We start from the raw sequence: 13,310 nt of genomic DNA on the forward strand, positions 1-13,310 counted from the left end.
GTCCTTAGCGCATCAAGTGGGCGAGGGTGCGGTCGGTGAAGTCGGGACTGGCGGCCAGCCCTTCGCGCACGCCGGCGATGTCTTCGGCGCTGCGGTTCTGGCTGAGCTTGCGTTTGCCTTCGAGGCGGTCGATGGGGATCGCGAAGCCGACGATGGCCTTGAGCATGCCGTCGATGTAGTCGGCGGGGGCGTCCTCGACTTTCCACGGTGTGGGGCGGTTCGCTTCATGGCGGTCGGTGAGGGTGCTGACGATGTCGAGCAGACGTCCGCCGTCGCTAAAGGTCTCGGCGTGGCCGTAAGCGTGCACGGCGATGTAGTTCCAGGTCGGCACGACTTTGCCGTGCTCGGCCTTGCTCGGGTAGAACCCGGGGCTGACGTAGGCGTCGGGGCCGGCGAAGATCACCATCGCTTCGGCGCCGTCGCGCAAGTCTTTCCATTGCGGATTGGCCTTGGCCAGATGACCGTACAGCGTGCCGTGTTCGCCTTGTTCACGATGCAGCAGCACCGGTACGTGGCTGGCCTGCAGACCTTGCGCCCCGTGGGTGACGAGGATGGCGAGGCGGGTGGCGAGGATCAGTTCGTGCAGCTGGGAGAGGTCGTCGACGGCGAAGGCGCGTGGCGTGTACATGAAGAAAATTTCCTTGGCGGTTGCCTGCATCCTAGGCAGGCTATTGGTCTGTTGTAAGAGCCACTCACGACCAATTTCATGGAGCCATTGCCATGGCCACCGAGCCGTTGTCCTTGTCCTTCAACCCGGCGGGCATCGAACTGGACCGACGCCAGGGCCTGAGCCGTCAGCTGTACCAGGCGTTGCGCCTGCGGGTGCTGGACGGGCGCCTGGCCAGCGGCATGCGCCTGCCTGCGAGCCGGGACCTGGCCGCCGCGCTGGGAATCTCCCGCAACAGCGTGGTGCGGGCCTACGATCAGTTGTATGCCGAAGGGTTCATCGAAGGGCGGGTCGGCGATGGAACGTACGTGGCGCATTTGCCGCAGGCGTCGCTCTCGGCGGAAAAGTTTTCCACAAAAGTATCCACAGGGTTTTCAACAAGCTTACCCACAACCTTATCCACAAAATGCGAAGATTTTCCTGGGTATTTATCCAGCAAAGTTATCCACAGCGCTGCCTTGGCACGGGTCACGGAGAACCATTTGCCGATGCCGCCCAGCGGGCCGCCCAAGGCGTTCCGCGTCGGCATTCCGGCGTTCGACCTGTTCCCGTTCGAGGTCTGGGCCAAGCTGAACGCGGGGTTCTGGCGCAAGCCCGACCTGCATCAGCTGTGCTACGGCGACCCGGCCGGCGATGCGCGGCTGCGCGGGATGATCGCGGCTTACCTGCGCAGTTCGCGTGGCATGCAGTGCACCGCTGAACAAATTGTGATCACCAGTGGCGCGCAACAGGGAATCAGCCTTTGTGCACAGTTGCTGGTGGAGCCGGGCGACGGTGTGGCCATCGAGAATCCGGGTTACCGGGCGGCGGGCCACGCTTTTGCGCTGGCCGGCGCGAACCTGCACGGGGTGGCGGTGGACAGCGAAGGCATTGACTGCGGCGGGCTGGAGCGGCTCGGCGATTGCCGGCTGGCCTACGTCACGCCTTCGCACCAGTACCCCAGCGGTGTGGTCATGAGCCTGGCCCGGCGCCTGGAGCTGCTGGCCTGGGCCGAACGCACCCGAGGCTGGATCGTCGAGGACGACTACGACGGCGAATACCGCTACCGCGGCGCGCCGCTGGCACCGTTGGCGGCGCTCGACCGTCACGGCCGCGTGCTGTACGTCGGCACTTTCGGCAAGGTGGCGTTCCCGGCGCTGCGCCTGGGCTATCTGGTGCTGCCTGCGGGGCTGGTGCAGGCGTTCGCGCAGCGGCGCGCCGTGGACGTGCGGCACTCCGAGGTGAGCACCCAGGCGGTCATGGCCGAGTTCATGGCCGCCGGCCACTTCCAGCGGCATATCCGGCGCATGCGCCGCGCCGCCCTGAGCCGGCTCAACTGTCTGCAGGCCCATTGGCCCGCCGGCATCCGTGGCGTCGGCCCGTTGCCCGACGTGATGGCCGGCCTGCACCTGACGGTGCCGGTCGACAGCATGGCGCGCGAGCTCGAACTGGTCGAAAAGGCCCGAAACGCCGGCGTCGAGGTCAACGGGCTGAGCGGTTACTGGCTGCCCGATCCGTCACCGCCGGCGGATCGGTGCGCCGGCCTGGTGCTGGGGTTCGCGGCGGTGCCCGAGCCGGCCATAGAGGCTGCGCTGGCACGCCTGGCCACGGCGTGGCGCGATTGACGCCGTGTGCCCTGGGGCTCAAGACCCGGGCGGGGCGGGCGAGCGGACCTTCAGAAACAGGTCGATCGCCTCGGGCTTGATCAACCGGCGCAGGGCGTTGTCCACCTCGTCGAACGTGCCCAGTTCCTGGCGCGCCGCTTCCGGCAGGGATTTGAGGTACTCGTCGGCGGGCTTGAGGTGGGCGACGGTGAACCCGCCTTCGGCGTCGGTCACGTTGGCGTAGTGGAAGTGAGCGACCCACAGCGGCTTGTTCTGCTGTGTCTTGTCGAGCACGCGGTACTCCTGGAACCAGTCCTTGCGTTGCCGGGTCCTGATGCGGCCGCGCGGGTCTTTGACGATGTTGACCTGGCCGTGTTCATGCAGCCATTGAAGGTAGGTTTCCCGGGGTTTGCGTCGTTTGATCATGTCGCCGTAGATCCGGATGCCTTCCCGATTGCATTTGGCGGCCGCCGAACGTAGATCCTGGCTCAGCCTGCTGAAGGCGTAAGGCGTGTTGCCCGACGCGCTCATGCGCCCGTAGGCCGCATCGACGTCCTTGGCCGCCTGCTGAAGGCGGACGGCCTGTTGGTCGAACAGATCCTTCATGTCCGCGGGAATGCGCCGGGGCCGCCGGGAATCCGCGCTTGTGTGCTTGATGAAGAGATCGTTGTCGTCGTACAGCGAACGGCCCCGTTCGAGGATCTGACCGTCCTCCGCCGGAAGGGGCTGCACGGTGCGGCGAACGGGAGCCTTGAAGACGGGCACCTTCTCGACCGGGGTCGGTTTGGGCGCAGGGCCTGCCCGCACCGCCTCAAGAACCCGTGGCTGCAGCCTGTTCACTTTGCCGAGGGGCCGCGAGGTCGACGGCCCGGGATCCAGCCTGGCCATGGCGGCCAACGGAATCTCCTCCGGTTCGGGCAGCCGTTCGAGCAGGCGTTTGCGCGACAGTTCGAGGAACTCGGTGACCAGCCCCTGAACCCGGCGGAAGCGGATCGGCTCCAACTGTCCGGGCGAGTCGGCGAGCAGTTCCCGCAGACGCCGGTCACAGGCCTCCAGGCGATCGACCAGCGCGGTGGCCTCCTCCATCTCTTGCAGGGGCGTGACCGCCGTTTCGGGATCGGCGCTGCGCCCGGCCAGTGCGTGGCCCGCGATTCCCGCTTCGTCGAACACGGTCATGACACTCTGGCGCAACGCCTCGGCGTCCTTGCCCGGCCCGTCGATCAGGCACAGTTCGGGAGACATGCCGATCTCATTGCCGAGAAAGTCATAGCGCGACAGTGTCGGGCGCAGGTCGCGCAGGCCCAATGCGGTCTTGCGGGTCTGTCCGGACTCTTTCATCAGCCGATCCAGCGAGCTGTCCAGCTGATCGAGCTGTGCGACGATTTCGTCGCTGATGGCGATGGACCGCCGTATGTTTTCGATCTGCTCGGCACGGGGCAAGGGCGGCGATTCCGCCGTCTGGCGGATCAGCGGTACGACCTGTTGGGCGTACTCGCGCAATTTCATCCTCATCCAGCCGTTGATGAATCGGTGCTGTTCGGCGGTGAGGCGCATCAATTGCGCTTCATAGAACTTGCCGGTGCCTCCGGCGGTGCGCCAGGCAAGCAGGTCGGTCAAAGCCTGGGTGTAGCCGTTGGCGAGACTTTCGGATTGCGTCAGGTAGGCGGCAATGGCCTGCGGCGACATCTCCGATGTCAGGTCATGGTCCTCGGAAGGCACCAGGATCTTTTGCAAGGCCGCCTGCTGGGTGGGTTCCTGTGCCCAGAACGCCTGCAGCGCGGCCCAGGCCTTGTCCCGCTCAGCGGCTTTCTTTTGCCGCAGCGCCGCGATCTTGCTCGTCGGCTGGCCGCCGCGCAACCTCAGCCTGAGGTCCCAGACCCAGCGGTTTTCCGCCGCGTCGAAGCGGATGGCCAACCCTGGTCGGCCGGCATCTTCGGGGTCGGTCACCCAGGTGGCCCCATCGCCGTCGGTGCGCACCTGGAACCAGCGTTTGCCCACCTGGGCGTAGCGTTTTCCTCCCGCCCCGTACAAACGGTCTGCGTCCGGGGTCGATGCTGCGGACAGCTCCGGTGCCGCCTGCAGCCGGTCGATGAATTGCTCGAACCGCGTTCCGGAGGCGGTGCGCACTCCGTTGATCGGTGCCAGGTCGCCAAGGTGGGCCTCAGGCAGGGCGGCTTGCGGCAGGGGCGGATTCTGGAAGACCCTCGCCTGCACCGGTGAGCCTGGTGCTTCGATCAGGGCCGGCTCCGGCAAGGGTTCGGCCTCGGTGCCCTTAACCGTGGGGCCTGCAAGCCGGAGCCGGCTCCACGCCATGCGGTGGGTCAGCAGGATGCTCAGCGTCAGCAGCACATCGCCGGTGGACGACCATTGCACCACCGTATCGCCGCGTTCGTGGGCTTCGAGGGCCTGCTGGATCTGGCTGATGCCTTGCCAGACCCAGACGGCGGTGCTGGCCGGGCCGCTGAGGAAGCTGGCGGCCACACCGAACATCGCCCAGCCGCTCTCCACCAGCAGTGTCCGGCGCCGTTCGGCGTTCGAGGTCGACTGGCGGTCGGCGAGGCTGACCAGTGCCCGGCTGTGGTCGTTGTACAGCGCGGTGGGGATATCGCCCGCAAACGGCGCGCCGGCCAGCTCGATCGAGGGGGACAGGCCGAGGTGGATGAACGGCTCGAACGCCAGGTCGACGATGGTGCGCGGCGAGGGGATGCCGTTGGGAAACACGTACTGGGCGTACTCGAAGCTGCGCTCCTCGTCGGCCAGCCAGGCGAGCACCGAGTCACGCAGTTCGCCGGGCTGGTGGAAGGCGTACAGCATGTTCTGCGCGGACTCGAACTGGAGCAGCGAGCGCTTCATCAGGGGCCGGTACAGCAGGCACGGCTCGCTGCGGCCCTGGTCCGGGCCGATGACGTACATGCCGGTGACGGTGTCGGTTCCGCTGCCCAGCCGGAACCGCGGCAAGAACGCCAAGGGCCGGATCTGCACCGGCCAGTCGGCGGGCGGGGTGCTGCCGGCCATGGACGCCGCCAGCCGGCAGATCTGCCGGTATCCCCGTTCATCCACGCTGCCTTCGTGCTTGAGCTTGCACTCCAAAGCCCGCAGTTGCAGCAGGGTCGGCAACTGAAGGCAGTAGAGCCGCCTGTGGCGCCGGGCCCGCTCCGGGTCGTCGATCAGGGTGCGCTTGACCAACTGCGGGTAGATTTCGCCGACATCGACCTTTTCGGCGATGCGTGTCAGAAACGCTGGCGTCATCCAGTCCGGCGTCGCCGACCCGTCGGCGTAGGCGACGGCCGCCATGTAGGGGGGCGTGTTGCTCAGGGCGAACTGGCCGAGGGTCTGGACGCTGCGCTCGAACGGCGAAGGCAGGAAGAGGCCGCCGACCTCGAAGCTTTGGGTCACGGTGATCCGCACGTCATCCAGGTGCAGCGTCGCAGCCGTGTCGCCCTTTCGTTCGGCAACGATGGCTTCGCGCATTCGCCGTTGGGCGTAGGTCTGTATCGACGGGAGGCCTGCGGGGTCGAAGGCGTCCTCGGCCTCCTCGTGCAGCAGGCCCAAGGTGTTCAGGCATGCGCTGTAGGTCTGGATGTCCTCCAGCGAGGCGGTCGACAACCATGGCGGCATCGCGTCGGCCAGTTGGGCGATGCGTTGGTTGTCGCGGGGGCTGAGGGTGCGGATCTCGGTCTGGCGCGGCGCGAACCGGGCCTCGGCCGAGCGGCTGGCCGGGTCGAGCGCGTCGATGGAGTCGAGCTGGCAGTTCACCAGCGCCCAGGCCATGGCGTCGAAGACGTTTCCTTCCGGCTCGTAGAGGCGCCACTTCAGGCTGAAGCCGCCGAGATTGACGTCGATCCGTTCGGGCAGCACGGCACCCAGCTGCTCCATCGAATCGAAGGCTTCGTAACCGTCGGAGACGGTGTACATCACGATCAGTTCGCGGTCGCCGCAGTTGGCGGTCAGCACCAGCGCACCGGGTGACATCAGGTGCCGGGTGTCGAAGGAGTCGGCGAAATCGAAGGCATAGTCCAGGTCCGGCAGGCGGGCGCGGACATTCGACAGACCGCTGTCCTCCAGCGGACGCGAGGCCTTGTCGGGGAACCTTGAGACCAGGCGGCTCAAGGCGCATTGATCCGTATCCCAATCGTTGACCGCGCCCACGTCAAGCGCGGCCCTGAGCATGTCGGACAGCCGTTGCCAGCGCGGCAGCGCACCGACGGCCTCGTTCCAGTAGTCCAGCTGGGATTGCTGGAAGTTCGTGAAGATCTGCGGCGCCTGCTCGTTGAGCAGCGTCGTCAGTGCATCCATGCCGACGGGCAAGTGGACCGGCTCCTGGGCATAGGGCGTCAGGGTCAGGAAATGTTCGCCTTCGATGTAGTTGGCGCTGTTCCGGTCAAGGGCCAGGCGCACCAGTGCATGGCTCAGCGATTCGAAGTGGCTGCTGCCGCTGACCAGCGCGCCGTTGCGCTCGTGCCAGACCGGGGCCATCACCACCGCCACGTCCGGATCGATGTCGAGGTCGGGAAAGCGCTGCTTCAGTGCGTCGCGCAATTGTCGTGTCGTGGCGGCATGCAGGGTCGGGCCGCGGCTGATCTGTTCGATCACGTGGCTTTTGTTCTGCAGCAGCGGGACGGGCGTTTCTGTCGGGGTTTCGCTCATGGGTCGCAACCGTTGGGAGGCCTGTGGGGAATCTTGTTCGCTGCCACGGTATCCGTGCCTCGGACGGTGCCTGCGGTAGTCGGTTACCGCAGGCAAAAAAAAGACCCGCACGGGGCGGGTCTTGTCGGTTGGAGCCGGATCAGGTGCCGGACTTGATCCGGGTCCAGGCCCGGGTGCGGGCGCGCTCGGCGTCGCGGGGCAGCGGCTGCAGGGTGTAGAGCGTGTTCATGGCCGCGTCGGTCGGGTACAGGTTGGGGTTGTTGCGGATCGCCGGGTCGACCTGTTGCGTGGCGTCCTTGTTGGGGTTCGGGTAGCCGACGAAGTCGCTGACCGGCGCGATCACCTGCGGCTGCAGCAAGTAGTTGATGAAGGTATAGGCGTCCTGCGGGTTCTGCGCGCCCTTGGGGATGGCGAGCATGTCGAACCAGATCGGCGCGCCTTCCTTGGGCAGGCGCATGTCCACCACCACGCCGTTCTTCGCTTCCTTGGCGCGGTTGGCGGCCTGGGAGAAGCTGCCCGAGTAGCCCACCGCCACGCAGATGTCGCCGTTGGCGATGTCGGCCATGTACTTGGAGGAATGGAAGTAGGTGACGTACGGACGGATCTTCAGCAGCAGCGCTTCGGCCTTGGCGTAGTCCTGCGGGTTCTTGCTGTTGGGGTCCAGCCCCAGGTGCTGCAGGGCCAGCGGCAGGATCTCCGACGGCGAGTCGAGCAGGGCGACGCCGCACTGCTTGAGTTTGCTGATGTTCTCTTCCTTGAAGATCAGGTCCCAGCTGTCCACCGGGGCGTCGTCGCCCAGCACCGCCTTGACCTTGGCCGGGTTGAAGCCGATCAGGATGGTGCCGTACATGTACGGCACGGCGAACTTGTTGCCCGGATCGTTGGCCTCGATCAGCTTCATCAGTTTGGGGTCGAGGTGGTTCCAGTTCGGCAGACGGCTGCGGTCCAGCGGCTGGAACACCCCGGCCTCGATCTGCTTGGCCAGGAACACGTTGGACGGCACCACCACGTCATAGCCGGAGTTGCCGGTCAGCAGCTTGGCCTCCAGCGCTTCGTTGGTGTCGAAGATGTCGTAGACCAGTTTGGTCTGGGCGTTCTGTGCCTTGAAATCCTCCAGGGCCTTGGGGGTGATGTAGTCGAACCAGTTGTAGACGCGCAGGGTGCGTTCTTCGGCGTGGGCCGCGCCGCCGAGCAGCGCGGCGCACAGCGCGCAAGCGATGAGGGTCTTGAGGCTGTTCATTGTTCGAAGCCTTCGAGCACGTTCACCGCGTTGATGCCGATTTCCTCCACGGCGTAGCCGCCTTCCATGACGAACAGCGTCGGCTTGCCCAGGGCGGCGATGCGCTTGCCCATGGCCAGGTAGTCCGGGCTGTCGAGCTTGAACTGCGAGATCGGGTCGTCCTTGAAGGTGTCCACGCCCAGGGACACGACGACGATGTCGGCGCCGTAGCGCTCGATCTCTTGGCAGGCCTGCTCCAGCGCGGCGCTCCAGACGTCCCAGCCTGCGCCGGCCGGCAGCGGGTAGTTGAAGTTGAAGCCTTCGCCGGCGCCTTCGCCGCGCTCGTCTTCATAGCCGAGGAAGAACGGGAACTCCGCCTCCGGGTGGCCATGGATCGAGGTGAACAGCACGTCGCTGCGTTCGTAGAAGATCGATTGGGTGCCGTTGCCGTGGTGGTAGTCCACATCGAGGATCGCGACTTTCTTGTGGCCCTGATCGAGGAACGCCTGGGCGGCGATGGCGGCGTTGTTGAGGTAGCAGTAGCCGCCCATCAGGTCGCTGGCGGCGTGGTGTCCCGGCGGACGGCACAGGGCGAAGGCGCTGTGGGCGCCGCGCTGGATTTGCGCCTGGGCGGTCAGCGCCACCTGCGCGGCGCTGTAGGCCGCCTGCCAGGTGCCGGCGGTGATCGGTGCGCCGCCGTCGAAGCTGTAGTAGCCGAGCTGGCCGTGCAGGCTGGTCGGCTTCACCTGGCGCAAGGTGCGCGCCGGCCAGGTGTAGGGCAGCAGGTCGCCGTCGGTGTTGAATTCGGTCCAGCGCGTCCAGGCGCCCTTGAAGAAATCGAGGTAGTCGCGGCTGTGGATGCGGGCGATCGGCTCGAGGCCGAAATCCTTCGGCGCCTGCACCGGGCCCAGGTTCTGGTGCCTGACCCGTTGCAGCACGTGGTCGGCGCGGGACGGCATCTCGAAGCACGGCTTGAGCTGGCCGTCGATGAGTTCGCAGCGGCCGTGGTGCAGGTGGTGGTCGTCCGAGTAGATCGTCAGCATTTGTTGTTCTCCGCAGGGCTGATTCGGTTGAACACAGTGTTGCGGCCCGAGGCGGATCGGAGAACGGCGGGAGCGGCCAAAAGGGGATCGATGCGGCCAAAAGTGCTGACCTCAATTCGCCCCTCGCGCCTGCTGAGGCGGGGCTCAGCCGTGGGGGCGGAACTGGCTCGGGGCCACGCCGCTCCAGCGCACGAACGCATGGCGGAAGCTCGCGGTCTCGCTGAAGCCCAAGGTCTCGGCGATGCGGTAGATCGGCATCTGGTCTTCGCACAGCAGTTGCTTGGCCCGCTCGAAGCGCAGCTCATCAAGCAGTTCCTGATAGCTGCAGCCCATGTCCTTGAGGTGCCGGCGCAGGGTGCGCGGCGAGCAGTTCATCTGCTGCGCGAGGCCCTCCAGCCCCGGTGCGCAATTGAGCTGCGCGCCGAGCAACTGGCGGATCCGTCCCAGCCAGGCCTGGCGCCCGGTGAACTCGGTGTTCTGCTTGCGGCAGCGCTCGGCCATGGCCTGGTGGGTGATGGTGTCGGCCAGCGGCAGCGGTTGGTCGAGCCAACGCCGCTCGAACGCGAAGGCATTGTCCTTGGCGCGAAAGTGCAGCGGACAGTCGAACGGTTGGGCGTAGCTGTCGCGGTAGTCCGGGGCGGCGTGTTCGAAACGGGCGGCGCGCAGCGGCAGCGGGTGGCCGAGCAGGTCGTCGCAGATGACTTTCAGCGAGACCAGGCAGAACTCGGCGTTGAACACCGCCATCGCCGGGCTTTCGCGGTAGTCGGCGGCGACGAACCAGACCTGTTCGCCGTCGTCTTCCAGGCTCAGTTCGAACAGGGTGCCCAGCAGCGCCGGATAACGGACCGCCAGGCGCAGGGCGTCACCGAAGGTGGCACAGGTGAGCAGGGCGTAACCGAGTATCCCGTAGCAGGAAACATGCATGCGCCGGCCCAGCTCCAGCCCGATGTCGTGCTTGAGCGCCACGGCGTTGGCGCACACCTGCATCTCCTGGTTGGTGGTGATGCGGGTGTCGGCGCGGCTCAGGTCTGCGGTGCTGATGCCGCTGCCGGCCAGCAGCGCATCGTCCGACAATCCTTGGTCCTTGAAGGTGTTGAGGATCAGCGAGACCGCGTTGAGGGTGGTGAGGTGGGAGTGGAGCATGGGATCTTCCAGCCTGGGGATGGCTGGAACGCAGCAAGTTGCATGCCGGACGGGAACGGCAAGGGTGAACCGTTGCGGCGAGCGAGCGGGCTCACTCGCCGCAAGGTTCGGTCGGTGTCAGGCGAGTTCGCCGCACAGGTCCAGTTCGACCAGGCGCCGCACATCGGCGTCGTCCAGCCCCGCGCCCAGCAGCGCGTTCAGCTTGCCGAACGCCGCCTCGCGGGTCATGCCGCCGCCGGACAGGACGCCCACGCCGCGCAAACGGCTGCCGGCCTCGTAGATGTCCAGCTCGACCCCGCCCTCATGGCATTGCGTCACGGCGACGACCACCACGCCCTTGTCCCGCGCCCGGCCGAGGCTGGCGAGGAATTCGGGGTTGTCGCTCGGGCCGGTGCCGCTGCCGTAGCACTCCAGCACCAGGCCCTGGATGCCGCTGGCGGTCAGGCCGTCGATGACCTGTGCCGAAATGCCGGGGAACAGCGGCAGCACCGCGACGTTCGCCAACTGCTTCGGCGCGCCGTAGGTCAGTTGGGCAGGCAGCGAAGCGGCGTGCGTGCCGCCGCCCTGGCGCTCCAGCCGCTTGAACGGGTGACGCCCGAAGCTGCGCACCTTCGCGCAGCGGGTCGGCGCCAGCAGCTCGCCGTGGAAGTACAGGTGCACGCCCGGCGCCAGGCCCTGGCCGAGGGCGGTCAGCGCACCGCTGAGGTTTTCCCATGCGTCGCTGTCGGTGACGCCGGCCGGCAGCATCGAGCCGGTGAAGCACACGCGGGCGTGCAGGCCCAGCAGCTGGAAGCTCATCGCCGCGGCGCTGTAGGCCAGGGTGTCGGTGCCGTGCAGGATCAGCACGCTGTCGCAGCCCTGCACATCGACGGCGTCGACCACCGCTTCGCGCAGTTGCTGCCAGTAGGCCGGGGTCATGTTGGCGCTGTCGATCAGCGGCGCCATCTCACGGAAGCGCCACTGCGGCACCACCAGCTCAGGCTGGCCGTGCAGGTACTCGCGCATCCGCGCCTCGAAACCGGAGGCCGGGGCCAGGCCGTTGGCGCTGGCCTGCATGCCGATGGTGCCGCCGGTGTACAGCACCATGACGTGCTGGGCGGCAGGGTAGGTCGAAGGGTTCATGGGATTCTCCGAAACGGTGAGGTGCTGTGGGAGCGGGCACGCCCGCTCCGACATTTAACGCACTGTAACCGACGGGCGCAGAGGATGCGCCCGCCGTTCACCCGTCAGCGTTGCGCTGCGGGCACGCCTTGCGGCTCGGCCTTGGCGGCCGGCGAAGTTTCGGCAGGCCAGGCCTGCAGGTCCAGGTCCAGGTCGGCGAACTTGCGCGAGTCGAACACAGGCTGGTCGACGCCGGCACGGCGCTGCTCGTCGTAGTCGCGCATCACGCGCAGGCCGACCTTGAACAGCATGGCCAGGGCCATCAGGTTGACGAAGGCCAGGCAGGTCATGGTGATGTCGGCGAAGGCGAACACGGTCGACAGATCCTGCATCGAACCCCAGACCACCAGCGCCAGCACCAGGCCGCGGAACACCATCAGCACCACGCGGTTGCGGCTGAGGAATTGCAGGCTGTTCTCGCCCAGGTAGTAGTTGTAGAGGATGCAGGTGAACACGAACAGCGACAGCGCGACGCTCACGAACAGGCGGCCCCAGTCACCGACCACGGCGGCCAGCGAGTTCTGGGTCAGGACGATGCCGTCGCCTTCGAAGCCCGGGGTGTAGAAGCCCGACAGCAGGATCAGCAGCGCGGTGCAGGTGCAGATCACGAAGGTGTCGAGGAACACGCTGAAGGCCTGGACCACGCCCTGGGCGCCCGGGTGCTTCACGGCGGCCACGGCAGCCACGTTCGGCGCACTGCCCAGGCCCGCTTCGTTGGCGAACACGCCACGCTTCACGCCCATGACGATGGCGCTGCCGAGCAGGCCGCCGAAGGCCGGGTCGAGGCCGAAGGCGCTCTTGAAGATGGTTTCCAGCATGGCCGGCACGTGTTCGATCTGGGTGCCGATCACGTACAGGGTCACAGCGATGTAGGCCAGGGTCTTGACCGGCACCAGCAGGTCGGACACCGCGGCGATGCGCTTGATGCCGCCGATGAAGGTGATGGCCAGCAGCACCGCCAGGACGATGCCGGTGTGGCGCGGATCGAAGTCGAAGGCGTTCTGCAGCGAGTGGGTCACGGTGTACGACTGCAGGCCGATGAAGGCGAAGCCGTAGGTGACCAGCAGCAGGATGGAGAACACCACCGCCATGCCTTTGAGCTTCAGGCCGTGCTGGATGTAGTAGGCCGGGCCGCCGCGGTACAGGCCGTCGCCGTCGGCGCGCTTGTAGACCTGGGCCAGGGTGCATTCGAAGAAGCTGCTGGACATTCCGACCAGTGCGGTCACCCACATCCAGAACACCGCGCCCGGGCCGCCCAGGGTCACGGCGATGCCGACGCCGGCGATGTTGCCCGCGCCGACACGGCCGGCGAGGCTGAGCATCAGGGCCTGGAACGAGCTGAGCTGCCCGGCGTTGCCTTTGAGGCTGTCGCGGAACACCGCGAACATGTGGGTGAAGTGGCGCAGTTGAACGAAACGCGAGCGAATCGTGAAGTAGCTGCCGAGCCCGACAATGAGCAGGATCAGTACTTTGCCTGAGAGGAAGTCGTTGATGACTTCTAGCATGGATTTTTCCTCGCTGTTTTTTGTGTAAGCAAATGCTGGAAGGTCGGAAACATCGCGTTACACCGGTGTGCGGGCGGCACAACGGGCGAGGCGATGGTTTCGTCCCGGTTCCATATCGCGGGTTTGTTATTAGTTCGGGTTTCGCATGGGTTTGGGCCTCGTTACCGACGACCGCTCACGCGAAGAGGGGCGGCACTATACCTATCAGTGCGGCGCCCGTCTGCACGGTTGTGGTGCAAGCGACGGAACGTAGGCTTTGAAACACCCGGCGTTACCGGCGCCGGGCTTGTGTGGAGACTGCTCTTTTTTTTGTGCGAGCAATCCCCAGACATACGGGTCTCA

Annotated in this window: 8 protein-coding genes; 1 reads left to right on the forward strand and 7 read right to left on the reverse strand. The window is 66.4% G+C overall.

All coding sequences use genetic code 11. The features are described 5' to 3' along the window. Window positions 1-4: 4 nt before the first annotated feature. Entirely contained in the window at window positions 5-628 is a 624-nt protein-coding gene (locus CAG29_RS00940; protein WP_085579515.1) for an FMN-binding negative transcriptional regulator, read from the reverse strand. A 92-nt stretch (window positions 629-720) separates the two neighbouring features. On the opposite strand from CAG29_RS00940, the gene CAG29_RS00945 reads away from it, so the two are divergent. Next, window positions 721-2,271 carry a PLP-dependent aminotransferase family protein gene (locus tag CAG29_RS00945; RefSeq protein WP_085693766.1) on the forward strand — a complete coding sequence of 517 codons (1,551 nt, stop codon included), beginning with the start codon at window positions 721-723 and terminating at the stop codon, window positions 2,269-2,271. 18 nt (window positions 2,272-2,289) lie between these two features. On the opposite strand, the gene CAG29_RS00950 is transcribed toward CAG29_RS00945, so the two are convergent. The 6 genes from CAG29_RS00950 to CAG29_RS00975 form a co-directional block, all read right to left on the reverse strand. Next, on the reverse strand, window positions 2,290-6,897 hold the full coding sequence (locus CAG29_RS00950; protein WP_085693767.1) for a DUF6543 domain-containing protein: 4,608 nt from the start codon (window positions 6,895-6,897) through the stop codon (window positions 2,290-2,292). Window positions 6,898-7,036: 139 nt separating this feature from the next. Next, window positions 7,037-8,137 (reverse strand): polyamine ABC transporter substrate-binding protein, encoded by a 1,101-nt coding sequence (locus CAG29_RS00955; RefSeq protein ID WP_085579129.1) that lies wholly within the window; start codon window positions 8,135-8,137, stop codon window positions 7,037-7,039. Beyond that, complete coding sequence (locus tag CAG29_RS00960) at window positions 8,134-9,159, reverse strand: histone deacetylase family protein (RefSeq protein ID WP_085579127.1); 1,026 nt, start codon at window positions 9,157-9,159, stop codon at window positions 8,134-8,136. The genes CAG29_RS00955 and CAG29_RS00960 overlap by 4 nt, the downstream gene beginning before the upstream one ends. A 144-nt stretch (window positions 9,160-9,303) precedes the next feature. Beyond that, window positions 9,304-10,302, reverse strand: a complete 999-nt coding sequence (locus tag CAG29_RS00965) for an AraC family transcriptional regulator (RefSeq protein ID WP_085693768.1) — start codon at window positions 10,300-10,302, stop codon at window positions 9,304-9,306. Window positions 10,303-10,419: 117 nt separating this feature from the next. Continuing rightward, window positions 10,420-11,424 (reverse strand): asparaginase, encoded by a 1,005-nt coding sequence (locus tag CAG29_RS00970; RefSeq protein ID WP_085579123.1) that lies wholly within the window; start codon window positions 11,422-11,424, stop codon window positions 10,420-10,422. Window positions 11,425-11,528: 104 nt separating this feature from the next. Then, entirely contained in the window at window positions 11,529-12,968 is a 1,440-nt protein-coding gene (locus CAG29_RS00975; RefSeq protein ID WP_085579121.1) for a sodium:alanine symporter family protein, read from the reverse strand. Between the last annotated feature and the right edge of the window lie 342 nt (window positions 12,969-13,310).

The sequence above is a fragment of the Pseudomonas sp. B7(2017) genome, from assembly GCF_002112745.1.
GTDB lineage: Bacteria > Pseudomonadota > Gammaproteobacteria > Pseudomonadales > Pseudomonadaceae > Aquipseudomonas > Aquipseudomonas ekonensis.

What these genes read in the sequence shown, in the direction of transcription:
- CAG29_RS00940 (WP_085579515.1), bottom strand. Translation starts at nt 628, where the DNA reads ATGTACACGCCACGCGCCTTCGCCGTCGACGACCTCTCCCAGCTGCAC.
- CAG29_RS00945 (WP_085693766.1), top strand. Translation starts at nt 721, where the DNA reads ATGGCCACCGAGCCGTTGTCCTTGTCCTTCAACCCGGCGGGCATCGAA.
- CAG29_RS00950 (WP_085693767.1), bottom strand. Translation starts at nt 6,897, where the DNA reads ATGAGCGAAACCCCGACAGAAACGCCCGTCCCGCTGCTGCAGAACAAA.
- CAG29_RS00955 (WP_085579129.1), bottom strand. Translation starts at nt 8,137, where the DNA reads ATGAACAGCCTCAAGACCCTCATCGCTTGCGCGCTGTGCGCCGCGCTG.
- CAG29_RS00960 (WP_085579127.1), bottom strand. Translation starts at nt 9,159, where the DNA reads ATGCTGACGATCTACTCGGACGACCACCACCTGCACCACGGCCGCTGC.
- CAG29_RS00965 (WP_085693768.1), bottom strand. Translation starts at nt 10,302, where the DNA reads ATGCTCCACTCCCACCTCACCACCCTCAACGCGGTCTCGCTGATCCTC.
- CAG29_RS00970 (WP_085579123.1), bottom strand. Translation starts at nt 11,424, where the DNA reads ATGAACCCTTCGACCTACCCTGCCGCCCAGCACGTCATGGTGCTGTAC.
- CAG29_RS00975 (WP_085579121.1), bottom strand. Translation starts at nt 12,968, where the DNA reads ATGCTAGAAGTCATCAACGACTTCCTCTCAGGCAAAGTACTGATCCTG.